This window comes from Pseudomonas sp. R76, from assembly GCF_009834565.1.
Taxonomy (GTDB): Bacteria; Pseudomonadota; Gammaproteobacteria; order Pseudomonadales; family Pseudomonadaceae; genus Aquipseudomonas.
Window position 1 is genome coordinate 4402073 of record NZ_CP019428.1, and the last position, 25272, is coordinate 4427344.

Annotated in this window: 19 protein-coding genes and 1 pseudogene; 15 read left to right on the forward strand and 5 right to left on the reverse strand. The window is 61.6% G+C overall.

The window, feature by feature from the left end; genetic code table 11:
* Window positions 1-119 precede the first annotated feature (119 nt).
* Entirely contained in the window at window positions 120-1196 is a 1077-nt protein-coding gene (locus PspR76_RS19620) for an aldo/keto reductase (RefSeq protein WP_159957943.1), read from the forward strand.
* 691 nt (window positions 1197-1887) lie between these two features.
* Window positions 1888-3093: a DUF1835 domain-containing protein gene (locus PspR76_RS19625; RefSeq protein WP_159957945.1), complete on the forward strand. Its 1206-nt coding sequence runs from the start codon at window positions 1888-1890 to the stop codon at window positions 3091-3093.
* 3 nt (window positions 3094-3096) lie between these two features.
* Here the strand turns inward: PspR76_RS19625 and PspR76_RS19630 are convergent, their stop codons facing one another.
* Window positions 3097-3618 carry a chemotaxis protein CheY gene (locus PspR76_RS19630; RefSeq protein ID WP_159957947.1) on the reverse strand — a complete coding sequence of 174 codons (522 nt, stop codon included), beginning with the start codon at window positions 3616-3618 and terminating at the stop codon, window positions 3097-3099.
* Window positions 3619-3824: 206 nt separating this feature from the next.
* On the opposite strand from PspR76_RS19630, the gene PspR76_RS19635 reads away from it, so the two are divergent.
* The 10 genes from PspR76_RS19635 to PspR76_RS19680 all read left to right on the forward strand — a co-directional run bounded on the left by PspR76_RS19635 (window position 3825) and on the right by PspR76_RS19680 (window position 18766).
* Window positions 3825-4511: a fimbrial biogenesis chaperone gene (locus PspR76_RS19635; RefSeq protein ID WP_237235678.1), complete on the forward strand. Its 687-nt coding sequence runs from the start codon at window positions 3825-3827 to the stop codon at window positions 4509-4511.
* 23 nt (window positions 4512-4534) lie between these two features.
* The gene (locus tag PspR76_RS19640; RefSeq protein WP_159957951.1) at window positions 4535-5515 is read left to right on the forward strand and encodes a fimbrial protein; all 981 of its coding nucleotides are present in this window, start codon (window positions 4535-4537) and stop codon (window positions 5513-5515) included.
* A 57-nt stretch (window positions 5516-5572) separates the two neighbouring features.
* The gene (locus PspR76_RS19645) at window positions 5573-8371 is read left to right on the forward strand and encodes an ATP-binding protein (RefSeq protein ID WP_159961542.1); all 2799 of its coding nucleotides are present in this window, start codon (window positions 5573-5575) and stop codon (window positions 8369-8371) included.
* Entirely contained in the window at window positions 8358-9551 is a 1194-nt protein-coding gene (locus PspR76_RS19650) for an EAL domain-containing response regulator (RefSeq protein ID WP_159957953.1), read from the forward strand. Before PspR76_RS19645 ends, PspR76_RS19650 begins: the two co-directional genes overlap by 14 nt.
* 83 nt (window positions 9552-9634) lie before the next feature.
* Window positions 9635-12817 carry a hybrid sensor histidine kinase/response regulator gene (locus PspR76_RS19655; protein WP_159957955.1) on the forward strand — a complete coding sequence of 1061 codons (3183 nt, stop codon included), beginning with the start codon at window positions 9635-9637 and terminating at the stop codon, window positions 12815-12817.
* Between the two features lie 23 nt (window positions 12818-12840).
* Window positions 12841-13488 (forward strand): response regulator, encoded by a 648-nt coding sequence (locus PspR76_RS19660; protein ID WP_159957957.1) that lies wholly within the window; start codon window positions 12841-12843, stop codon window positions 13486-13488.
* Between the two features lie 206 nt (window positions 13489-13694).
* Window positions 13695-14297 (forward strand): fimbrial protein, encoded by a 603-nt coding sequence (locus PspR76_RS19665; protein WP_159957959.1) that lies wholly within the window; start codon window positions 13695-13697, stop codon window positions 14295-14297.
* A 77-nt stretch (window positions 14298-14374) separates the two neighbouring features.
* On the forward strand, window positions 14375-15106 hold the full coding sequence (locus PspR76_RS19670) for a fimbrial biogenesis chaperone (protein ID WP_159957961.1): 732 nt from the start codon (window positions 14375-14377) through the stop codon (window positions 15104-15106).
* Between the two features lie 85 nt (window positions 15107-15191).
* On the forward strand, window positions 15192-17702 hold the full coding sequence (locus tag PspR76_RS19675; protein ID WP_159957963.1) for a fimbria/pilus outer membrane usher protein: 2511 nt from the start codon (window positions 15192-15194) through the stop codon (window positions 17700-17702).
* Window positions 17703-17929: 227 nt separating this feature from the next.
* The gene (locus tag PspR76_RS19680; protein ID WP_159957965.1) at window positions 17930-18766 is read left to right on the forward strand and encodes a 5'-nucleotidase, lipoprotein e(P4) family; all 837 of its coding nucleotides are present in this window, start codon (window positions 17930-17932) and stop codon (window positions 18764-18766) included.
* Window positions 18767-18781: 15 nt separating this feature from the next.
* On the opposite strand, the gene PspR76_RS19685 is transcribed toward PspR76_RS19680, so the two are convergent.
* Window positions 18782-19270 (reverse strand): Hcp family type VI secretion system effector, encoded by a 489-nt coding sequence (locus PspR76_RS19685; RefSeq protein WP_159957967.1) that lies wholly within the window; start codon window positions 19268-19270, stop codon window positions 18782-18784.
* Window positions 19271-19456: 186 nt separating this feature from the next.
* Here PspR76_RS19685 and PspR76_RS19690 point away from each other — a divergent pair, with 186 nt between their 5' ends.
* The 3 genes from PspR76_RS19690 to PspR76_RS19700 all read left to right on the forward strand — a co-directional run bounded on the left by PspR76_RS19690 (window position 19457) and on the right by PspR76_RS19700 (window position 22213).
* Window positions 19457-20371 carry an NAD synthetase gene (locus tag PspR76_RS19690; protein WP_159957969.1) on the forward strand — a complete coding sequence of 305 codons (915 nt, stop codon included), beginning with the start codon at window positions 19457-19459 and terminating at the stop codon, window positions 20369-20371.
* A complete protein-coding gene (locus tag PspR76_RS19695) occupies window positions 20368-20937 on the forward strand; it encodes a hypothetical protein (RefSeq protein WP_237235679.1) in 570 nt (189 codons plus the stop codon). The genes PspR76_RS19690 and PspR76_RS19695 overlap by 4 nt, the downstream gene beginning before the upstream one ends.
* Before the next feature lie 136 nt (window positions 20938-21073).
* Entirely contained in the window at window positions 21074-22213 is a 1140-nt protein-coding gene (locus tag PspR76_RS19700; RefSeq protein WP_159957971.1) for a hypothetical protein, read from the forward strand.
* Window positions 22214-22295: 82 nt separating this feature from the next.
* Here the strand turns inward: PspR76_RS19700 and PspR76_RS19705 are convergent, their stop codons facing one another.
* The 3 genes and pseudogenes from PspR76_RS19705 to PspR76_RS19720 form a co-directional block, all read right to left on the reverse strand.
* Window positions 22296-22730: a RidA family protein gene (locus PspR76_RS19705; protein ID WP_159957973.1), complete on the reverse strand. Its 435-nt coding sequence runs from the start codon at window positions 22728-22730 to the stop codon at window positions 22296-22298.
* A gap of 11 nt (window positions 22731-22741) precedes the next feature.
* Window positions 22742-24324, reverse strand: a pseudogene (locus PspR76_RS31505) (flavin monoamine oxidase family protein).
* 11 nt (window positions 24325-24335) lie between these two features.
* On the reverse strand, window positions 24336-25259 hold the full coding sequence (locus PspR76_RS19720) for an ABC transporter substrate-binding protein (protein ID WP_159957979.1): 924 nt from the start codon (window positions 25257-25259) through the stop codon (window positions 24336-24338).
* Between the last annotated feature and the right edge of the window lie 13 nt (window positions 25260-25272).

The window sequence follows — 25272 nt, forward strand, 5'->3', positions numbered from 1 at the left end:
TCCTCTCAAAGCCTGTTGGCACAATGGTGCGGCAGGCGCAGGAAGATTTCATGAAAAAATTCAAACTATCGCCTTTCATGTCGTTCACACCTTCACGTGCAACGTAAACAGGAGGCGACATGCAATACCGACAACTGGGCCACTCAGGCCTGCTGGTATCCGAAATCATCCTGGGCACCGTGCCCTTCGGCGGTCGCGCCGAGTTCGAAAAATGCGGCGCGGTGGACGTGCCCTTGGCCAAGCGCATGTTCGACATCGCGTTCGACGCCGGGGTGAATATGGTCGACACCGCCGACCTCTACTCCCACGGCCTCGCCGAAGAAGTGGTGGGCAAAGCCCTGGGCGACAAGCGTCACGACATCCTGCTGGCCACCAAGGGCCGCAGCCCCGTGGACAACAACCCGAACAACTCCGGCTCCTCGCGCTACCACCTGATTCGCGCCTGCGAAGCCAGTTTGAAACGCCTGGGCACTGACCACATCGACCTCTACCAACTGCATAACTGGGACGGCATGACGCCCATCGAGGAAACCCTCGAAGCGCTGCGGCTGTTGGTGGGTTCGGGCAAGATTCGCTACTTCGGCACCAGCAACTTCACCGCCTGGCAGATGATGAAAACCCTGGGCAAGGCCGAGCTGCACGGCATGCTCAAACCGATCACCCAGCAGATTTACTACACCCCGGAATCGCGCGAAGCCGAGTACGAACTGCTGCCGCTGGCGCTGGACCAGTCCATCGGCACGCTGGTGTGGGGCCCGATGGGCGAAGGCCTGTTGACCGGTTCGACCCGCCGTGGGCAAAAACCGCCAACCACTACCCGCCAGGGCAGCGGCTGGCCGGAACCCTACGTGCATGACAGGGAACGTGCGCTGGACATCATCGAGACCCTCGCTGCCGTCGGTGATGAACATGGCGTGTCGGTGGCGCGTACCTGCCTGGCGTGGCTCAAGGATCGGCCTGGGATCACCTCGTTGATCGTCGGCGCGCGCACCGAAGCGCACCTGCGCGACAACCTTGCAGCGACCGAACTGAAACTCACCGAAGAGCAATCTTCACGCATCGAGGCCGTGACACGGCGCCAGCCGTTGTACCCATACTGGCATCGCTTTACCGCCGGGATTGATCGCTTCGACCCAGCGGAGCAGCCGTTCCTGGCCGAGCATCAAAAGACCATGGATGCCAGAACAGACAAGTAAGGACGCCGCCTGCTCGCGATAGCGGTGTATCAGCCAACTCATGTGTAACTGAGCCACCGCTTTCGCAGGCAAGCCAGCTCCCACATTTTGATCGCATTCCATCATGTGGATGCTGCGTTGCTGTGCCTTTGCCCTGCTGTTGCTTCAACCACTCAGGTCGGCTACCAGGCCGCCGTGCTGTAGATTTTGATTTTGATCTTGATCTAACAGGCCCCGTTAACCACGCTGGCCGCACGCAGGCTTGAATCCGTGGGTAACCCGGCAGGACGCCGGGTTAGCCGCGTTGGGCCAAGGATGGCCCATCGCGGCGGCCCACGGATTCAAGCCTGTGTGCGGGCATGCCGAGCCTAGGCGAGGCACCGAGTGGTGGGGCAAAGCGTTTTTTGGTTACTTTTTTTGGCGTTTGAAAAAAAGTGACCCGCCGTAAGGGCGGAACCCTAAGTGGCCGTTACCGCAGGAATGGATATGTACTCAATCTACCTAAAAAAGCGCCCGCCTAAAGACCGCCATCGCAGGCAAGCCAGCTCCCACACTTACGGGGTTGCGCCGAACGACAATGCTGCCTATATTTCCCGCCTGGCGCTCTCTACGCCACCTTCCGCGGAAAGGGCTGCGCCCAAGACACTCAAGCTGCACCTCATTTCTACGACTCCCAACCTTAAAGCGGAAAAGGTTTGTGCAAGGAGATCGTATGTCGCAACGCCCTTTACCCTCCAACACCGATGGCCGTCTCAACCTTGAGCAGCAGCGCAAGCGCGCCAAGGAACTGTTGCCGCACCTGAAAAGCCAAGACCCCACCGCCACCTTGTCCCAAGCCCAATGGCAAGTCGCCAAACAGCTGGGCTTCAGCAGTTGGCCCAAACTCAAGGCGCATGTCGACGCCCTCGACTTCGCCGCGCGCCACCCAGGTTTCGACGCCAGTGACGAAGCCCGCACCACGCACTGGCGCTGCGGCAATGACATCGCCCACAGCCTGCAATTAGCCGGGTTCAAAGGGCAGTTCCAGATGCTCACCGACCCGCTGTGCATGGGGCCCGTTCGCAATCTGCCCAACGAAGATTTTCGAGCGATGCGCAGTGCATTTATCAGCCAGGTTTTTGCAATGGACCACGCCGAAGTAGCGCGGCGGGTGAGCGATGAATACCACCAGCTTGAAGCTTTAACTGAAGCCGACCACAGCGTGCTGTGGTGCGAAGCGGATGCCTATGACCAGCTGTTTCTGATCCGTGCGCTGGCTGGCCTTGAGCGCGCACCGCGCAAGCTGGAGTTGATCGAGGTGGACCGCATTCCCGGCGTCGAACGATTTATCGGTATCGGCCAACTCGCCCCAGACGTCCTGGCGTGGTTATGGCCACAGCGCCGGTTGATCGACGATGAAGCCGTGCAATTGGCCAAGCAGGCGTGGTCGGCTTACTGCGACGCCTCTCCGGTCAAGTTGGCACAACTGGCTCAGAGTGCCCATCCCGCCCTGCCCTTTCTAGCCCCCGCTTTACAGCGTCAGTTACAGGAGTTGCCGAGCACCCGAGATGGCCTGTCACTCACCGAACGTTTGTCCCTGACGTACATCGCCGAAGCCGGGCCGGTGCCGTTCGGCAGAGTGTTCGCAGAATTGATGGGCAAGCGCGAGCCGCTGCCGTTCCTGGGCGACATGATGTTCCATGCGTTGTTGCGCCCGTTGATCGACTGTGAGCAGCCGTTGCTGATCGAGACCGACACCGATCAACCGTGGCTGCGCCGCGCGCTGGCGTTAACCCCACTGGCGCACGCCGTGCTTAATGGCGACGCCAACTGGCTCGACCACGCCAGCCACGTGCGCTGGGTCGGCGGGGTCTGTCTCACACCCCGCCAGCCGCACTGGACGCTGGGCGACGACAACCTGCCCGTCTGGCGCGGCTGACGCTCAACGCTTGGGCGACAACCCGACCGCGCACGCCACCACAGCCGGATCGCCCTGGTAACTGGCGCGCGGCACGCTGGAGAACTGACTGACCCGGCTTTCGACGGCGCGCAGTGTCGGGCGCTCGACCGTCGGCAGGCTATGGTCGGGGTCGACCATTTCCATGCAGCGGCGCAGCGAGTTGAAGTCCGGCGATTGCGACAGCGACAGGTGCAACGTCTGGCTCACCGATACCGACACCACCGAGCTCTGGGCACATTGCCCGTCGTAGATCAGTGTGTGGCGAATCAGCGGGTTGTCGTGGCAGTACTTCAACAGGTTGACCTGGCGCGAATGCACCAGCGCGGTGTTGATGATCAACAGATCGAACGCCACGCCGTCCGTACGCGTCAATGCCTGCAGCTCGTCGAACGAGCTCAAGGGGGCGATGCGGTGATAGCCCAACTGGTTGAGCATTTTCTCGATCTTGATCCGTTGCAGAAGGTCTGCATCGGCAATCAGAAGGCGTAACGCTTTATTGGACATAGGGTAAACCTGGCAGGTGGGCATCCGCGTCGATCATTCAACGCTGATCACGTTACCCGTCAGGGCCGAAACAGACTTTAAGGCGATTCTGAAACGGTAACCGGGGGCTCGCCGCACCTTTTAAGAATCGCCTGAAAGCCTTCGCACAGTCCGGCCTCTACCATGCGCTGCGTTCCCACACGCTCCCATGGATCGCACCTGTGCTCATGTTTCTACTCAGAATGGTGATTTTAGCCGGCGGTTTATTCGCCCTCGCGCCGCCGCCCGCCAGCGCGGCGCTGAAAATCGAAGGCACACGCCTGATCTATTTCGGCCAGGACAAGGGCGCCACCATTAACGTGGTCAACCAGGCATCACGTGAGGTCGTGGTGCAAACCTGGATCACCGGCGAGGACGATTCAGCGGGCCGCACCGTGCCATTTGCCGCCACTGAACCGCTGGTGCAGCTGGGTGCCGGCGAGCATCACCCGTTGCGCATCCTGTATGCCGGTGAAGGCTTGCCCAGCGACCGCGAATCGTTGTTCTGGCTCAACATCATGGAAATCCCGCTCAAGCCGGAAGACCCCAACAGTGTGCAGTTTGCGATACGCCAGCGGCTCAAGCTGTTCTATCGGCCGCCCGCGCTCAAGGGCGGTTCGGCCGAAGCCGTGCAGCAACTGCAATGGCGCAGCGACGACGGGCGCACCGTCACCGTCCACAACCCCAGCGCGTTCCACCTGTCACTGGTGAACCTGCAAACCGACAACCTGGCGCTCAGTGATTACTTGCTGCTCAAGCCGTACGAGCGCAAAACCCTTACGGCGCCAAGCCCCTTGCCCAAAGGCACCACGCTTCACTTCACCGAAATCACCGACATCGGTTTGCAGGCCCGCCACAGCGCGGCGCTGAACTGATGGTTCGCGAGGTATTTGCCCCCATGTCACTGACCAAACGCTGTTTACCCCTACTGCTGTGGGCCTGCGCCATCTTGCCGGCCACCAGCCATGCGCTGGCCTGCCGTGAGGACGGCACCGGCTCGATCATTACCCAGGAAGCGCTCGGCACCGCGCTGGCGGTGGCGGCCGATGCGCCCAACGGCAGCATCATCTGGGAGTCCGGCCCACGCTCCACCAATGTGATCTGCAAAGACGACTACAACTACGGCCGCGAGGAAATCTACTTCTACGTCAACCCGGCCAACGTCAGCATTGGCACGGGTATCCGTGTGGGCATTCGCTACAACAACCAGCCGATTACCCAAAGCACCGGCAAGGTCGGCACCGGGTTCTTTTCCGACCGCGGCTGCACGTCCAATTGCGTCGGTTGGGACAAGGCGCGCTTCACCCTCAACTTCAGCGTGTTCATCGAAAAATACGACCCCACGCCCCCCAGCGGCCAGGCCAGTACCTTGACCTCATACCGCGTGTTCCAGCTGGACGGCGTACGCGGGCTCAACTCTCGGCCCAACAGCAACTTCAACTACGTGGTCACCGGCATGAACGGCATCCGCTTCGTGCCGTGCACCCCCGAGCTGACCATCACCCCCAACGTGGTCAGCTTCCCGATGCCCTCACGCAAGTTTGCAATCGGCGAAGTCGCCAGCAGCGCGAACTTCAGCCTGAACCTGCGCAAGGGCTGCGACACGCCCTACACCGTCAGCGCACGCTTCGCGACCACGCCGGGCGGCGGCAGTGTGGTCAACGGCTTGCTGGTGCCGGACAACAACAAGTCAGTGGGCATCTCGTTGTCGCGCGTCGAGAGCCAGCAGCCGCTGGCATTCAATAACTGGTTCACCCTGCAGGAGCTGATGGGCCTGGGCCAGAGCCACGACGAATTTCGCGCCGACCTGAAATGGCGCACCCTGCCGATCCCGGGCGCGTTCGACGCGGCGGTGGTGGTGGATATGTATTACAAATAGCTGTGCTTTAAGGATCGTCTTATGCCATCGGCGCACGCCCGCGCTTACAGTCCGCCGATGCGATTGAAAAGTTATCTGCTCCAGATCAACCCCGTCCTCTCCCGACCCGAAGCAGCCAGAAGGCTGCTTCGTATTTTTGCGACGGTGCTGCTCATCGGCATCTTGAGCGGGGTCTATACCTTTCTGCTGTCCACCTTCAATAACGATATCTCCGAGCGCCGCGGCTACATGAGCAGCGCCATCGCCGAAGCGCATACCTTTTTCACCAACCGCCAGGCCCTGCTCGAAAGCCTGGGCCTGTCGGCGGTGCGCAAGCAGTCGAAAATTTATCCATCGTCCCCGGAAGAAGAACATGTGTACCTGGGCGACACGCCCGGCAACCCGTGGAGCATCTGGCTGACCGCGCGCCTGCGCGACTACCTCAAGGCCAAGCAGCTCAACCTGCTGTATGTGAACGCCGGCCCCAACCCGCAAGTGATGCGGCTGTACGACGCAACCGCGCAAGTGCTGCCGATTTCCAAGTGCATGCTCAACCGCCTCAAGACCTTGCAACACAGCGACCCGGCCACCCTCAACGAGCTGTGGCTGAGTGACCGCACCGAGCAGCACTCGCACCTGTACATTTTCATCCGCCTGGACCGCCAAGACCCCAACTCCGGCTGGCTGGGCCTGGAGATGGAAAGCCGCGAAGTGTCCTCAACCCTCAGCGACCGGAGTGCCGGCGAATTCATGATGCTCAACTCCCAGGGCATGCTGGTGTTCACCAACAGCGATGACACGCAGAGGCGCCAGCAACGCCTCAAGCCCAAGGAAGACAACTTCTTCGGCTTTGTCGGCGGCGGTTGGCTGCCCGACCACCTGGTGATTCGCAAGCACCTGAAATCCTCCGACTGGCAGCTGATGTATTCCATCGACCTGCGCGCCGTGGTCACCGGCCTGTGGAAACAGCTGCTCGGCTCGCTGCTGTTTTGCCTTTTGAGCCTGACGCTGATCTGGCTGGTGATGCGCCGCGTCGACCAGCGTTTCATCATTCCTTCGATTCATCGCATCCAGGCGTTGATCGAAAGCGAGGCGTTTGGCCGTGATGTGATCCAGACCGCGCCGGTCGCCCTGTGCGTACTGCGCCGCACCGACGGCCAGGTGGTGCTGGAAAACACCCTGGCCCAGCAATGGCTGGGCAATGGCCCGGAGCGCGAAACCCTGCGTGCCGGCTGGATCGAACAGGCGTTCGCCGGCGAACCGTCCGAACGCAGCGACTATTTTGAAACCATCGACGGCCGCCACCTGTACTTGAGCAGTGCGCCGACCCGCTACAAAGGCGAGGACGTGCTGTTTTGCGCGTTCAGCGATATCAGTGCGCGCAAGCAAGTCGAAGCGGCACTGGAGGAAGCGCGGCAGTCGGCGGACGCGGCCAACGCCGCCAAGACGCTGTTCCTGGCGACCATGAGCCATGAAATCCGCACGCCGCTGTACGGCGTGCTTGGCACCCTGGAATTGCTGGCGCGCACGCAACTGGATACCCAGCAAAAAGACTACCTGCATGCCATCGAAGGCTCGTCTTCAACCTTGCTGCAGCTGATTTGCGACGTGCTCGATGTGTCGAAGATCGAGGCCGGGCAACTGGCGCTGGAGTTGAGTGAGTTCTCGCCACTGGACCTGGTCCACGAAATCATCCAGGGCTACGCCGCCGCCGCCCAGGGCAAAGGCCTGCAACTGTATGCGTGCTTCGACCCGAAGTTGCCGGAACGGCTGATCGGCGACGTGACGCGCATCCGCCAGATCCTGAATAACCTGCTCAACAACGCGGTGAAGTTCACCGACTACGGGCGCGTGGTGCTGCGGGTCAAAGTGCTCGGCCGCGACGGCGAGCGCTCCAGCCTGCTGTGGCAAGTCTCGGACACCGGCAAAGGCATTGCCCAGGAAGACCAGGCGATGATTTTCGAGCCGTTCTACCAGAGCGAAGGCAATACCAACGTGGTCGCCGGCACCGGCCTGGGCCTGCCGATCTGCCAGCGCCTGACCGAATTGATGAACGGCAATATCCGCATGGTCAGCGAACTGGGGCTGGGCAGCAGCTTCAGCCTGATCCTGCCACTGGAAGAAGCGCCGACCCCACCGATGACGCCGCTGTTGGCCGAGACCATTTACGTGGTCTCCCCCATCCCGGAACTCGCGCATGCCATCAGCGGCTGGTTGCGCCGCTGGGGCGCACGCGCCCAGGCCGGGCTGCCGACGCTGCACGATAGCCACCTGCTGCTGCAAGTACACCCCGGCAGCGTCGACCCGTTGCTGGTGCCGGAATGGCCGGGCCCGGTGATCCACGTCAGCAGTAATGCCTGCACGCCGTTGGAAGCCGACGCCGGCGCCTGGCACGTCAACCTCAACCACCTTGGCGCCATTCACCAAGCCGTGAGCCAGGCGCAGGGGCTGTGGGTGGCCCGCGCCGATGAGCACACGCACCGGCGTGACTTGAACAAACTCAACCTGCACTTGCTGGTGGCGGAGGACAACATCATCAACCAGCTGATTTTGCGTGACCAACTCGAAGAACTCGGCTGCACCGTGGAGCTGGCGGCCGATGGTCAGGAAGCGTTGCAGCTGTACACCGCCGGCAACTTCGACGTGGTGTTGACGGACGTGAACATGCCCCACATCAACGGCTATGAACTGGCGCGTGAACTGCGGCGCCAGGGCTGCCCGTTGCCGATTATCGGGGCCACCGCCAACGCCATGCGCGGCGAGGCCGACCTGTGCCTGGCCGCCGGCATGAACCATTGCCTGGTCAAACCCTTTGCGTTGCGGGCTCTATTCAACTCCCTGGCGCCTTATGCACGGATCACCCATGAAGCCCCTTAGTATTTTGATTGTTGAGGACCATCCCCTGCAGCACATCTACCTGCAGCACCTGCTCAGTGAGTTGGGGGATTTCATGCTCGAAACCGCCGAGGACGGTAAAGAAGCGCTGGAGCGCCTGCGCCAGCGCGATTTCGACCTGGTACTGACCGACCTGTTGATGCCCGGCATGGACGGCGTGCAGTTCATTCAGTGCCTGGCCAGCCTGCGGTGCAAGCCGGCGCTGGCAATCATGAGCGCGGCATCGCGGCGCATGTTGATGGCTGCAAGCCTGGTGGCGAAAAACCTCGACGTGGAAGTCATCGGGCTGATCTCCAAACCGGTCGCCGCCGACGCCTTGCGCAGCCTGGTGGACCAGCTCAGGACCAGCGTGCGCAAGCCCTCCCCCGATTTGCCCGAACACCTGGACATCGACCGCCACACCCTGGTGCAGGCCATGAGCAGCGGCCAGTTGCAGGCCTGGTTCCAACCGAAAAAATCCCTCGCCAACGGGCGCATTGTCGCCGCCGAAGCGCTGGTGCGCTGGATGCACCCCGAGCAAGGCGTGATGCTGCCCGCCGCATTCCTGCCGGCGATCAAGGCATTCGAGCTGGAAGAACGGCTGTTGTGGGTGGTGCTCAAACAGGCGATTCACGCCCAGGAACGCTGGCGCCAGCGTGGGTATGAAATCCCGGTGTCGATCAACCTGCCCACGCACCTGCTCAACAGCCACGACCTGGCCGACCGTTTGCTGGAATTCGTGCTGCACCACGACGGCATTCCGGGAATGATCTGCTTCGAGTTGATGGAGTGCTCGGTGCCCCAGGACATCAGCAACTTCTACGCCGGTGCCTGCCGCCTGCGCATCAAGGGCTTCGGCTTGTCCCAGGACGATTTCGGCAAAGGCTACAGCTCGTACTTGAACTTGGTCTCCACGCCATTTACCGAATTGAAGATCGACCAGGCGCTGGTGCAGGGCTGCCACGACAACGAGGGCATGGCCCAGGCGTTGGCGAGCATCATCGCGCTGGGGCGCAAACTCGGCCTGACGGTGGTCGCCGAAGGCGTGGAAACACCGCAGCAGCTGGCCCTGCTGCGCAAGGTCGACTGCAATCAGGTGCAAGGTTTCCTGATTTCACACGCGGTTTCTTCCGAACAATTTCAACAACTTCTGAACAATGATGGCCCCGCGACATCTCACTAGCTGGCGGCCGTGGATTATCTGTTCGATAGTAAGGAGCAAGCTCCATCCAGTGTCGATTTATCCTGCGCTTGCGGAAACCTCTGATGAAGCACAACAACGCGGTCCTCGAAGCCTTTACCCGCAGCTCAGTACGCCTGAACAAAGGCCTGATGGTGTTGATCGGGATCGCGATGCTGCTGGTCCTGACCAACTACTGGTCGCTGCAACGCGGGGTCGAAACCCGCTACGGCGCCACCCGCTTTCATTTTGCGCGCTTGATGGAGAACCTGGCGGAACAGGCGTCGTACCTCAAGAGCCTGACGCATCCGGGCATTCAGGCCGAACTGCTGCACGCCACCAACGTGCAGGTCAGCCTGAAAAGCCGCATGGTCGACAACCACCGCACGCTGTACGAAGGCCAGAAGTATTCGTTTTCGGTGCCGTTCAGCGTCAAGTTCGATGAGCAGCAGGTCAGCCCCGCCGCCCGGTCGCAGATCTTTGCCTTGGGCGCGCACCTGACCAGCTATTTCAGTGCGTTCTGGTCCTCATCACCGTACGAGGCGCCGCAGACCTTTCTGCTCAATCGCCAGACCCCGTACATCATCACCATCCCGTCGGTGGGCTATCAGCGCCGAGAAAGCACCGAGGAAACCGGCAACCTGGTGGCGCTGGTCAATGCGGTGCAGCAAACCCTCGAGCAGACGCCGCAGCCGCTGGAACAGAACCGCGTGTACTGGCAAGCCGGCCCCGCGCCCGATCATCTGCTGGCTTATATCGGTTTGCCCCTCGACGGCCAGGGCCAGGCGGTGGTCGGCACCGTGCTCGACGTGGCCCAGGTCGACGACGTGCAGCGTACCCTCGAGCATTCGGCCTTTGATCGCTTTACCCTGATTGCGCCCGATGGCAGCCGGTTGATCGGGCCCGAGACCGACGCGACGCTCAGCGACGGCATACACGTTAACGCCTACGGCTTTGAGTTCAAGATCACCCAGGCCGGTGACCAGCCGTGGAGCGCGGTGTATGGCCTGAACTACTCGCACTTCTTCCACTCGGCCTTATGGCCGTTGAGCAGCCTGGCGTTGTTCCTTGCCAGTTTGATCAGCCTGGGCTGGGCCGGCAGCCGTTGGTATCGGCGCCAGGTGATCACGCCCGCGCGCCTGGCCCACGAACGCATTGCCGAAAGCGTGGCTTTCAGCCGCGTGATCATCGACACCGCGCCCACCGGTTTGTGTGTGGTACGGCGCAGCGACGCCAAGGTGTTGATCGAGAACCAGCGCGCCCAGCAATGGCCGGGCACCGCGCGCCTGGTGGCCGCCATGGCCGGTGTGCACGACAGCGGCCATGGCGGCGAGAGCGGCGAAACGCACCTGGAGATCGAAGGCCGGCACTTGCAAGTCGGCTTTGTCTCCACCCGCTATCAGGCCGAAGACGTGCGCCTGTATGCGTTCAACGACATCACCCGGCATATCGACGACGCCCAGGCCTTGGATGACGCCCGCCGCACCGCCGATGCCGCCAACAAGGCAAAGACGCTGTTCCTGGCGACCATGAGCCATGAAATTCGCACGCCGTTGTATGGCGTGCTTGGCACCCTGGAATTGCTCGGCCTGACCGACCTGGACCCCCATCAGCAAACTTACCTGCATACGATCCAGCGCTCCTCCGCCACGCTGTTCCAGTTGATCAGTGATGTGCTGGACGTCTCGAAAATCGAGTCCGGGCAAATGGCGATTGAAGCCGTGGAGTTCTGCCCGCTGGACATGCTCGAAGACACCTTGCACACCTATGCCGCCTTCGCCCAGCGCAAAGGTTTGCAACTCTACAGCTGCATCGATCCGCAGCTGCCGGACTGTGTGATGGGCGACCCGATGCGGATCCGCCAGATTCTGAATAACCTGGTGAGTAACGCCATCAAGTTCACCGATATCGGGCGCGTGGTCATTCGCGCCCGAGTCACCGCACTCGACGCCGACAACGTCGACCTCGAATGGCAGGTCACCGACTCCGGCGTGGGCATTCCCGAGGCGCAACAGGCCAAGCTGTTCGACGTATTTTACCAGGCACCGGACACCGCCGGCGAAGGCGGCGCCGGGCTGGGACTGCCGATTTGCCGCTGGCTGGCGCAGATGATGGGCGGTGAAATCAAGGTGGTCAGCGAACCGGGCCTGGGTAGCAGCTTTACCCTGAAAATGCGCCTGCCGTTGTGCAGCGGCGCCCTGACCAACATGCCGCTGATCGAACCCAGCCCAACGCCCGTGTATGTGCAAGCACCGGTGCGGGAGTTGGCGCAGTCGCTGTGTGACTGGCTCAACCGTCTGGGCATTACGGCGGCCCTGGCGGCGTCCACGCCCGAGCAGGATAGCCGCCGCGCGGTGCTGATCGATGTGCTGCCCAATGAGCCGCTGCGCCCCTGGCCCGGCCAACGTGTGCTGTGCCTGCCGGGCGCGCACTCCCCGCCGCTGCACACGGAACAGGGCTGGGTGGTGGACATGCACGCCATGCGCGCCATTGCAGCCACCGTGTCGTTGGCGCAGCACGGCAAGCACGAGCATCCGCCGGCTGCCCTGCCGCAAAGCGCTGGGCGGCTGGAGCTGCGCATCCTGGTGGCGGAGGACAACCCAGTCAACCAGGCGATCATCAAGGAACAACTGGAAGCGCTCGGCTGCTCGGTGACCCTGGCCGCCAACGGCGAGCAGGCGCTGCAGCTGTGGCAACCGCAGGCGTTCGACCTGGTGCTGACTGACGTGAACATGCCCTTGATGAATGGCTATGAACTGACCAAGACCCTCAGGGCGCATGATCGGCAGTTGCCGATTATCGGCGTGACCGCCAATGCCATGCGCGAAGAAGGCGTGCGCTGCCTCGCGGTGGGCATGAATGCCTGGATCGTCAAACCCCTGAGCCTGCAAACGTTGCGCGCGCAGTTGGTCAAGCACTGCAAAATCAAGCCACCGGTAGAACCGCCGCCGCAGACGTTCAATGACAGCGTGCAGCTGTCGGACAAGATGCGCCCGCTGTTCATCAGCAGCGTGCAGCAAGACGTGCAGCGTATCGGCGCGGCCCTGGCACAGCGCGATGCGCGCACCCTCGGCCAACTGCTGCACTCGGCCGCCGGTGCCCTCGGCGCAGTGCAGGCGCTCGACCTGGCCCAGGCCTGCATCGAACTGGAAAGCGCACTGAATCGCGGCAGCCTCGACACCTCGCTTGAGCTTAGGGTGAAGGCTGTGATGCAGCGACTGTCAGCCGTCCTGGACACGCTCCAGCCCGGGCACACTTCCCTCACTTGAACTGGCACTACGGACGGCCCTTTATGAAAAAATTCAACGTGGTTATCGCGGACGATCACCCGATCGTGCTGCTTGGGGTACGCGAGCTGGTGGAGCGCGACACGCGCTTTCAGGTCGTGGGCGAAGCCGTGTGTTCGGCGGGCCTGATCGAGCTGTTGCAGCGCCAGGGCGCCGACATTGTGATCACCGATTACAACATGCCCGGCGACTCGCCCTACGGCGATGGCCTGAAGCTGGTGGAATACCTGAAACGGCATTTTCCGCAGGTGCAGATTCTGATCCTGACGATGATTTCCAACCACCTGATCCTCACCCGCCTGCAGGAGCTGGGCGTGGTCGGCATCATCCAGAAAAGCCAGTTGCACACCGAGATCCAGTTGGCGCTGAAGGCGATTGCACAACAGAGCGCCTACCGCAGCCTGGAGCCGCCGAAAACCTCGGTGATCGAGACGTTGACCGCCATCGACGAGCGCTTCACCAGTTTGTCGCCCAAAGAGTTCGAGATCTTGCGATTGTTTATTTCCGGCATGAGCGTGAGTGATATTGCGCGCAGCCAGAACCGCAGTTCAAAGACCATCAGTGCGCAAAAGATATCGGCGATGCGCAAACTTGAAGTGAGCAGCGACCAGGACCTTCTCACCTATTGCCTGGCGCGTAACCTCTTTAACTAAGCACCCCTTGCAAGCCATTCCTGGACAATGGCTTGGTCCTTTATTTACTGGCCCCTTTCCTCTCCCCTGTCCCCTCTCCCGGTGCAACTAACCCGTCTATTGCGCGGCTTATAAGAATCGTCTTATTCGCTCGCCGCGTCTTGCCGCTTACTCTTTCCTCGCAGTTCAACAACCGCATTTTCCAACTAACACTTACGGACATCATCATGAAGAAGTTTTCCCTGGCTGTTATCGCCTCGGCCGTTATCGCTGCCTCCGGCAGTGCATTTGCCGCAGACCCGGCACCGACGCCTACCCTGGGCGGCAGCGGTAAAATTACCTTCACCGGCGTGATCAACAACGACGCCTGCTCGGTCGACGGCGCCAACTCCGACCGCACTATTTCGGTGGACATGGGCAACGTGTCGATCAAAGACATGGGCACCGCAGAAAACCCAACCGCAGGCCGCGTGACCGCCAAAGACTTCAACCTGAACGTCAACTGCAACCAGGGCACCAAAGTCGCGATGATCTTTGATGCCAACAACGGCGGTTCGGGCCTGGTCACAGGCAAGAACGTCCTGGCTTTGAACGCTGGTTCCGCTTCGGCTAAAAACGTCGGTATCGCCCTGCTCGACAGCAACGGCACCCTGATCGACCTCAGCTCGGCAGCCACTGCGCGCATCGAAAGCACCATGCACGGCAACGGCGCTGCCGGCGGCGACGCCACCCTGAGCTTCGCGGCGGCCTACGTCACCACCGGTGCCGCCGGTGCGTCTACCGCGGGTCGTGGTGATGCCACCCTGCCGTTCATCCTGCAATACGAGTAACCCCGGCGCCCCGTGCACCGAACGCGCGAGGCCAAACGGCCTCGCCATTCTCTTTTTGATTACACCGGATAACCCTCATGCTGCCTCGTTCTATCGCCGCGTGCCTGGGGCTGCTGGGCATGCTTATGGCTACCCAGGCCGCCGCCAGCATTTCATTGAACGCCACCCGTATCGTGTTCGATGGCGACCACAAAGAAGCCAATATCACCGTGCGCAACGGTAACCAGGACGTGCTGATTCAGTCCTGGGTCGACATGAACGACACCAGCGGCAGCCGCGCCCCGTTTGCCGTCACCCCGCCGTTGGCGCGCGTCTTCGCCAAGGAACAGCAACTGCTGCGCATCTTGTATGAAGGCACGGGCATGCCCACGGACCGTGAGTCGGTGGTGTGGCTCAATGTGCAGGAAATCCCCAAGGCCAGTGAGACCGAGAACACCTTGCAGTTGGCTATCCGCCAACGCATCAAGATTTTTTACCGCCCTGCCGGCCTGACGGGCAGTGCGTTGCAGGCCCCGGCGCAGCTCGAATGGAGCCTGGTCAAACACGACGCGCAAACGCTGCTGCGGGTGAAAAACCCGACGCTGTACCACGTGTCCATGGCCGACGTGAAAGTGCAGGCGCAACTGGCCAGTGACTCGACCATGGTTGCGCCCGGCGAGGAAAAACAGTTCCCGCTCAAGGCGGCGCCAGCGCCCGGCCCGGTGCAACTGACGTTTTCCAGCATCAATGACTACGGCGCGCAGAACCACTACAGCGCAGCCCTGTCGAGCGCCGTAGCGCACGCGACTGAATCACGCCTCAACCCCTAAGCACTTTCTCTAACCCACAGGCTCACGTTGCGTGCGTGTTTGCGTGCCCGCCTGTTCGCCAATCAGGGATGTCACAGGTCTTCGCATGTCTTTTCTTTCCAGCAACAGGCCCGCGCGTAGCGCACTGAAGTTAAGGACGCTGTCGCTTGCGATTGCCGCCAGCCTGCCGGCCTGGGCCATGGCCGATGAGGCAGCGGAAACCTTCAATACCACGTTCCTGCAAGGCTCACAGTCACCGGTCGACCTGCAGCAGTTGCTCTCGGCCAACAGCGTGCTGCCGGGCAACTACCGCGTCGACCTGTACAGCAACGAAGTGCTGGTGGGCCGGCGCGACATCGACTTCAAGCGCAACCCGCAAAACGGCCGGGTCGAAGCCTGCCTGACCCTCGACCTGCTCACGCAGTTGGGCATCGACATGAAACGCCTGCAGGCCGACGGCAAGGTCGACCCGCAACAACCCCAGGAATGCTACGCCCTCGCCGACATGATAGAGGACGCCAGCGTGCGCTACGACAGCAGCCGCCTGCGCCTGATGGCGAGCATTCCGCAAGTGGCCATGCAGCGTGGCCTGCGCGGGTATGTCGACCCACAGTTATGGGATGACGGCGTGCCCGCTGCGTTCATCAACTACCAACTCAACAGCAGCCGCACGGCGGGCGACGCTAAAGCGCGCATCTCGAATAACCTCGGCCTGCGCAACGGCATCAACCTCGGCGCCTGGCGCCTGCGCAACGAGTCGAACCTGAGTGGCGGCACCGGCCGCCCGAACACCTACACCAGCAACCGCACCTACGTGCAGCACGACGTGACCGCGCTCAAGGGCCAGTTCAGCGCCGGTGAGATTTTCTCCGACACCGACCTGTTCGACAGCGTGCGTTATCGCGGCCTGAAACTGGCCTCCGATGACGGCATGCGCGCCGACAGCGAGCGCGGTTATGCGCCGGTGATTCGTGGCGTGGCACAGACCAACGCGACCGTGGAAATCCGCCAGAACGACTACATTCTCTACACCGCCAACGTCGCGCCGGGGCCATTTGAGATCAATGATATCTACCCCAGCGGCTCCAACGGCGACCTGCAAATCACCGTGATCGAGGCCGATGGCACGCGCCGGGTGACGACGCAGGCGTTTTCCAGCCTGCCGATCATGGTGCGTGAAGGCCAGGTCAAGTACAGCCTCTCGGCGGGTACGTTCAAGAGCAATGCCGAGGGCCTGGCGAGCCCGCGTTTTCTCAGCGGCACCCTGGCGTATGGCTTGACCAGCAACCTCAGCGGGATTGTCGGGTTGCAGGCCAGCGAGGACTACAACGCGCTGTCCGTCGGCGCCGGCAAGAACACCGCGTTCGGCGCCTTCTCGCTGGACACCACCCACTCTTCCAGCAAGGCCCAGGGGAAAACCACCCAGGGCAGCAGCGTGCGCGCGCTGTATGCAAAAACCTTTACCGGCACCGACACCAACTTCACCCTGGCCGCCTACCGCTATTCCACCGAGGGCTACCGCACCCTCACCGACCACGTCGAAGACAACAGCCAGGATGTGCGTGTGCGCACTGGCCACTCGAAAACCCGCACCGACCTGACCATCAACCAGAGCATCGGCCGCAACAGCGAGTTCGGCAGCGTATACGTGAACGCCAGCGACCAGCGCTACTGGAACCGTGGCGGCTCGCAGAGCTTTTCGGCCGGCTACACCAGCAACTGGGGCGACCTGAGCTACAACCTCGGCGTGACGCGCACCAAGCAAATCGTCGCCTGGGGCCAGCCGAGCAGCGACACCCAGTTGAACCTGTCCGTCTCATTCCCGCTGGGCAGCCAGGCGCGCGCGCCACGCGCATTTGTCACCACCAGCCGGCAGCACGGCGACACGACCACGCAGGCAGGTATCAACGGCTACGTCGCCGACACCAGCGACACGTTCTATTCGGTACAGGCTGGCCACAGCGACACCAGCGGCGATTCCGGCTCGGTGAACCTCAACAGCCGCACGTCGGTGGCGGACGTCAGCCTGGGCTACAGCCAGGGCCAGGGTTATAACTCGCAGAACCTCAACCTGGCCGGTTCCGTGGTGGCGCACGCCGGCGGCATTAACCTTGGCCAGACCGTCAGCGAGACGTTCGCCTTGGCCGAAGTGCCGGGCATCTCCGGGGCGAAAATCAGCAGCTACAGCGGCGTCGAGACCGGCTACAACGGCTACGCGGTGATCCCGAATGCCCAGCCTTACCGCGTCAACTGGGTGAGCCTGGACACCCGCGACCTCGGCGGCGATGTGGAAATCACCAACGCCACCCAGCAAGTGGTGCCGCGCCGTGGCGCAATCGTGGTGGCGCACTACAGCGGCACCACCGGGCGGCGGGTGTTGTTCGAGTTGTTTGATGCGCAACACAAGCCGCTGGCGTTTGGCGCTTCGCTGGAAGACTCGGCCGGCAAGCAACTGGCGATTGCGGACCCGAACGGTAATGCACTGGCGCTGGTGGAACAGGACCAGGGTACGTTGATCATCAAGTGGGGCGATCAACAGTGCAGCGCAAGCTATGCGTTAGCGCCGCAGAATAAAGCACTGAACTATGAGCGCCAGGCGTTGGTGTGCGGGCCTTGAAGGGGGCACTCCACATCCTCTCTGTCTGATTCACGAAGATCCAAATGTGGGAGCGGGCTTGCTCGCGAAGGCGGAGTGTCAGTCGCCGGAAATATCAACTGACACACTGCCTTCGCGAGCAAGTCGAATCGTCGCACCGCCGCTCCCACATTTAGGTTGAGGTACAGCTTAAGGTCGGTGTTTAGGCTAAGGTGCTGCCGACGCGCCCTCCTCTTCGAGACTTGCCCATGCGTAACCTGATTTTCGCCGGTGCCTGCCTGCTGACCACCGCCCTCGTCGGCTGCCAGCAAACCCCACCGGCCAACGACCAACTCGACGCCGTGCTATGGACTCAGACCTCCATCGAACATGAGTTGATCTACCGCCAGCTGTTCGCCAACGCCACCCGCCAGCTCGACGTGGCGCTGGCCGACCCAACCTGGGATGCCCTGCCCTTCCCGCCGCGCAACCTGGCTGGCCTGCCGCCCGCGGTGGTCGTGGATATCGACGAAACCCTGCTCGACAACGTGCCGCTCAATGCCCGCGACATCATCAATAACCAGGTCTACTCCTACGACCGCTGGAACACCTGGGTCGACCAGGCCAAGGCCCAGGCGCTGCCCGGGGCGGTGGCGTTCCTGCAAGCAGCACAACAAAAAGGCATCAAGGTTTACTACCTTACCAACCGTGAACACAGCCAGGTCGCGGCCACGGTCGCCAACCTGCGCCTGCGCGGATTCCCAGTGGACAGCGACGAGCAGGTGCTGGCCGCCAGCACGCCGACCGGCCATTGCGAAAGCGCCGGTTATGGCAAAAATTGCCGCCGCCAATGGGTCGCCAGCCACGCCCGTGTGTTGTTGATGGCGGGCGATTCCCTGGGGGATTTCGTGCAGGCCGAACACAACACCCTCGCGGACCAGCGCAAGGCCGTAGCGCCGTATTTGAATTGGCTGGGGCAACGCTGGTTTTTGCTGCCTAACCCGAGTTATGGCAACTGGTACAGCGCGCCGTATGGGGATGATGAGAAGTTGCCGTTTGAGCGTAAACGCCAACTTAAACAGCAAGCGTTGCAGTTGCAGCAATAAAGGACTGGCTGGGGCTCAGGCCTTCACGTTCTGCCGGATGTTCCAGCCAAACTTCACCGGGCCGCCGTCCTTGCCGCCGTCGGCTTTCTGCGGCTGGTAGCTGACGTCGACGGTGGCGAAATTCAAGGCGAAACTGTCGTGCAGCACATCGGCGCCGTTTTCAGCACTGGTGCTGTAGGACACCACCATGACCTCCTTCAGGGTGATCACCAAATACTCCACCGGGCTCGAGCCTCCCGCCTTGCGCACCACCAGTTTCGCTTCCGGATAATGCTTGCCGCTGGCGCAGGCCATCATCAGGTTGGGGCTGGATTTATCCAGCGGCTTTGTCAGGTTCAAATTGGCAATATTGACCTTGCCCGCACCGCCGCCCGTACCGCTGTGCATTGAACCCGACTGCGACATTCCCCACGCCCAGTGGGTGATATCAATCTCATCGCGATGGGCTTGATCCCTTGACTCACCCTTGATGTCGCCCAGTTTCAAAAACATATCGACGGCCATGCTTGCTCCCTGTCTTGGTGTGCGTCGGTAGTGACGTGGGGCGCACTTTTCCTTAGCCACCACGCTGCGCACAAGACGCCAAAGCGGGATAGAGACGCACCCCACTTGAATTGGCGAACCTTCCGACATTCATAGCTGCCTGCTCGTCTTTACGCTCTCGACTCCCGCAAAAACCAGGAGTTAAGGATGACTGCGTCGCTGTTGAAAGATGGATTCCCCTCGGCTCACCGCACTGCGCGTCAGCGGATTGAAAACAGTATTGATCTACGCAAGTTGTTCTTCGCCATTGATGCTGATCCAGCGCTGATTGGCGCGGGGGTGGTGTATATCGATGCTGAATTCAATGTCGGGACACTGCGTGAGTTTCAGGCGGTATGCAGCGTGGTACCGAAGAAGGTGGTGTTGCGCGAGGCGCCTCGCTATGTCGGGCCTGCGGAGTTCAAGCGGAGGTTGGAGTATGAGCCGCGGGAGTCGGAACTGGTGGCGGAGGCTCTGAATACGGCGGTCACTTGTACGGGTGCGTTGTTGAGTTGGATGGTAGTTTCGAGTGGAATTGCGTTAATACCGTTTTCAGCGGGAGCGAGTACGGCAATTACGTTTATTGGCCAGGCTGCCTTGGCAGCCAGTCTCGCCCAATGTTTTATCGGCGTTGGTAGAACCGGCGCTGAGTTGATTGCTCCGCAAATTATTGATCGTCTCGACAACGAGGTTTGGTATGAGGCCGCTACCTCTGTGCTGGATGGCGTCGCTTTACTTGGGATTGGAACATCAGCCCTGACGACAGTCAAAGCCATTAATGTCGGTACCAGGGTAACGGGTAAACCCCTCAGACAAATACTCAAAGGGCTTACACGACAAGAGCGGGTAAAACTCAATGATGAATTGCTCAGAATCAACGATCCGCGACTGACGACGAAACTACTCAAGTTGAAAAAAGCTGCTGGCAACGCTTCTAAGCGCATCAGTGCGACACACATGCAACGTGCCACAGCCAATCACATAAGGGATGCATGCGCAGGAGTACTGGGGATAACCAGCAGCGCAATGTCAGGGAACGTCAAGACCCTCGCTATCGGTCTTTACGAGGAAGTCAGACCGTGAAAAAGCAGCGAGCCCAAAAAGCCCTGGACGAAATGGGTTACAGCAATCAATCCGCTCTTGACTGGAAAAACATGAGCGCAGAAGACTTCAATTATTCAGTTTTCTATTTAGAAGACCCTCGTTTACTGCGCAAACGCTACACACCCGTCATTGCTGGATGGGTGCTTGCCGGGTGTTTCTCAATTGCACTGACCGGTTTGCTGGTATTGGTCACCTATCTTTCCGGTGCACCGGACGATACAACGTTGCGAAATTGGTTTTTTTCCGGGCTGGCAATCACGATAGTGTTTGGTATCGCCAAAGCTCGAGTGTTGTACGGTCACATTCATTGGGTCTGGATACATGTCGGCTTATACATCATCTGTTTTATGGTCTCACTGGCCTCAATCATCTACGCCCCCAATATTTACCTCTACTCCACAGCCCTCCTCGGCCCGCTGACCGGCCTCTTGATCCTCAACAGCCACCGCTGCCGCGAACTCCGTCACAAGATGGTAGAAATCCGCCATAAACGCGAAGCCATCATCGCGACCCTGAAAAAACAGGGCCGCTGGAAATGGCGGTAAACCCCGGCCACAGTCAGGTGTACGTCCCATGGGTAAAACTGAATACCTATCCGTTCAGTCAGTGCCCATGGCCGCGTTTTTTTGCCAGACTGCGGCGCGACGCTGCCGTTGCGCGCAGCCCCGCCAGGACGGAACGATGACCAGCATGGACTCGATCATTCGACAGTTTTCTGCCGAAGGCGCAACTCACCTCTATTCCAGCCCACCCACGGTATTGACGCCCGCCGACCTCTACCGCGCCAAGGGCGATGGGCATTTCCGAGAGGCGATTGCCGGCAGCAATATCTACCTGATCACCGCCAGGCGTCGGGTGCTGATCAACCCGCATGACCTGTACCTGCTCGGTCGATCGGCGCACGGCAGTTTTATCGTGATGAGCGAACAGGGCGTGCAGTCCATCCCTTTCCGTTATGACATTCCGAGGATCGGGCCGGACGATCAGGATGACATCGAACAGGTGCTGGTCGCGCCCAACGGCACGCACCTGACTATCCTCTCGACCTCACGGCAAATGACCACCGCCGCGCACATCGTCGTGGCAAACGCGACCAGCGCCCTGCAAGCGGAACATCGGGACATGAACGTGCTGTATGTCGGCCAGGGCATCGGCAAGGTTCACGCGCGTACGGCGGTGGACCGGCTGTTGAACCACACCACCTTGCAACGCATCCTTGCAGAAACCTCAACCAACAACCCCGAGCTGGAGGTGTCGATCCTGCTCTACCGGTTCGAGCACGGCCGGACGATGATCAGCAACGGCGGAGACTTCAATGCTGAACCGGTGGCCAGCGAGCAGGATGAGGCGGAGCATTTTGAGCGGCTGCGCAATGTGCGCCTGAACCGTGATGAGGTCATCACACTGGCTGAGGCCGCCCTGATCAACCACTTCAAACCGCATTACAACACCCTGCTCAAGTCCACCCACTTCGCCGCCAACAACAAAATAAAACCGCTGAAAAAGCTCCTCGCCAAGGGTATCAGCGGGCTGACCGTAGAGATCTGCAGCGCCACGCTCAACGCGCGCCTGGGCACCCACGATGCGCTGCCCATAGCGTTGAGCACCTTCATCCCGGCTGACGTCCTTGAGGGCTGCAACCTCGACAGTGAGCAGGAAAAGCAGGCGTGGGCCGAAGAACTGCGGGTGATGGCGCACACGCACTACGCCAGCTTCCCCCTCACCACGCCACAGGGGCGCGATACCTTCATGCACGGCATGGTTTGGCTCGGCGAATCGGTGCGCGAGCAGATCTGGCCACTGCCCGGCAAGGGTGCCTAGGCGCTTGCCCTAAGCAAGCGGGGCTGTTGTGGCATGCAGGGCTTGTTGTGGCGAGCGCCACAACAAGCCAGCTCACTTCAAATCAAACGGTTCTAGCGGCGATGGCTTCGACTTCCACCAGTGCCCCCGGCAGCGGCAACGCCACCACTTGCAACGCGGTGCGCGCCGGTTTGTTCGGCTGTTCGGGCGTGCCGAAGAACTGCGTGTAACCACGCTGCAACCCGGCAAAGTCCAGCTTGCCACCGGTCTCTTCGGCGCCGACCAGGAACACCCGCAGCTGCACGATATCGCCCAGGTCCAGGTCTTGCTGTTGAAGGATCTTGCGCAGTTTGTTGAACACCGACACCGTCTGCACTTCGGTGCTGCCGTACGCGGCTGGCGTGCCAGCGGGTGCCTGGGCGTCGGCAAGATCCGGCAAGGTGCCGCTGACGAAAATCAGGCTGGCGGAGGCCGGCACAGTCACGGTTTGCGAAATCGGAAAATCACCGACGCTGGTACGTTGAATGCTGTCGCTCATGAGGGTGCTCCTTAAGAGGCGGCCACTGCCGCAAGGTAGGTTTGTTGGGCCACACGGTCAGCCAATTGCGCAACCACATGACGCGCCGAGTTGGCCGCCGATTCCTGCCAGATGCCCACGCCGCTTTGCACCAGGCCGTCACCGGCGAAGTACACGCGGCCATGGGCCTGTTCGAGCAAGGCACTGGCGTCGGCGGGGAAATGTTCGCGTTGCAGCCACGGGCCTTCGCTGTAGGGAATCTGTTCCCAGGACACCGCCAGCGGGTTGCGCAGGTGTTTGGCGTAACCCGGATGCAACAGCTCCACGGCTTCCCTGGAAGTGGCGTACTGCTGCTCGAACGGTTGCGCGCCAAACACGTCGGCGCCCTCCCCGGTTACGTAACCGGCCACCAGCAAACCTTCGCGGGTGTTGAGGTCGTTGCTCGGATACCAGAGCAACCGCGCCGGATGCTCGATCCAGGACAGGCCGCCGTAGGTGCGGTAATCGGTTTCCCAGAAGCGCGGCGATTGCCACGCCACTTTGGTCGCCTGGTCGCTGCGGGTGCTGAGCAACGCGGCCTTGATCGGGTCGCTGAAATCGGTGTCGAGCTTGGCCAGCAGCGGCAGCGGCAAGGTCGAGACCAGGTAATCGGCGCGCACCACCTGTTCGCGGCCACTGTGTTTATCGTGGTAGGTCACCGCCACGCCGTCTTCCAGCTGACGGATCTGGCGCACCTGGGCGCCGAGTTGCACGTGGTCGCGCACGCGCTGGTAGAAGGCGTCGGTGATGCGGTCCATGCCGCCGACGGGTTGAAACATGGTCGCCGAGAACTCCGGGAACTCCGTGTGCAATAACGCGCCCCAGAGTTCGGGGTGCAGTAGCCGGTCCAGCGCCAGCGGGCTGCGGCTGGCGGGCAATGCGCCCGGTGCGCGGGCGACTCCAGGTGGCCGGCACGCAGGCTGCCTTCATAGGCCAGCTCCTGCGACAGGTCGCCGTATACCTGCAGGAATGCGAGCAAGCGCGTGCGCTCTTCAGTGCTCAGCACATCGTCGAGCGCATCACGCTGCACCGCTGTGGCCAGCAGGCCGGACAAGTGCCCGCGTGCATCGTTGATCGCCTGGCCGACGGTGAACGCGGGCTGTTGCAGGTCCGGGCGCACCTGGGCGCCATGGCTGCTGTTGACCAGTACTTCGAGCGGCACGCCCAGCTCGCTGCAATAGTCGAGAATCGTACGGTGCTGGCTGGGAATCCTGGCCGGGCCGGCGTTGAAATACAGGCCCGGATCAAACGCCACGGTTTGCGTGCGGCCGTCCTTGTAGTCCACGCGATCGCCATTGCGCAGGGTCCAGGTGCGCCCGCCGACCCGGTCTCGGGCTTCCAGCACTTGCACTTCGAACCCGGCGCGGGTCAGTTCCAACGCAGTGACCAGCCCGGCAACCCCCGCGCCCAGCACCAGCACGCGGGTGCCCTGGCCCAGGCCGGGCTTGAGTTTCAGCGGTTGCGGGCGCCGGTGCGATGACGGTCCCAGGCCCAATGCCGCGAGTGCATCCTTGACGGCCGGCTCACCGCCGACTGCGGCGATGCTCGACAGCGCTTCACGTCGTGTCAGTCCCATGTTCGCGACTCCTAGTCCGGCAGGCCCGGTGGGTTGATCAGCGATTTGTCGACGCGCTCAATGTCCAGGCCCCACCGTTGCAGCACCTGTTCGTATTGGCCACCGGCAATCGCGCCTTCCAGCGCAGTGTGGATTGGCTTGACCAGGCCGTTGTCCTTGCGCGTGGTCACGGCGATATCCGCCTTCAACGGCCAGCCACCATTCACCGTGCCGACGAGCTTGATGCCGCCGGTGATGGCCGCCGAATAGGCGTACACCGAGTTAGGCCCGAACAGCGCATCGCTGCGCCCGGACTGCACCGCCAGTTGCGCGGCGGCCTGGTCGTCGAAGTACTGCAACAGCGCCGGCTTGATGCCGGCCTTTTCATTCGCCTCGTTCCACGCCAGCAAGACTTTTTCCTGGTTGGTGCCGGAGCCGACGATGATCTTCAGCCCGGCGATGTCCGAGGCCTGTTTGATCTCGGTGATCTTGCTGGTGCTCTTCACATAAAACCCGAGCACATCCTGGCGGTAAGTGGCGAAGTCAAAACGCTTTTTGCGCGCCTCGGTGACGGTGACATTGCTGATCACCGCGTCGTATTTGCCAGAGCTGACGCCCAGCGGCCAATCCTCCCAACTGGTCTGCACCACGTTGAGTTGCAAGCCCAAACTGTCAGCCACCAACTGCGCGGTGTCGGCCTCGCTGCCGATGGTGGTCTTGTCGTCATTGGCCAGTAGCGCCAGGGGTGGCCCGGCCACGCCGGACACGGCCACGGTGAATTTGCCCGGCTGGGCGAACTTGAAGCCTGGCGGGATCTGCGCGATGGCCGCTTCGTTGCGCGGCACATGGATGCGCACGCGGTCGGGGCTGAGGTCGACCTGTTGCACGGCGAAGGCGCTTTGCGCGGTGCTGACGGCAAGCGCCAACAGGGCCACGCGGGCGGTATTGATGAACATGGCAGTCACTCCT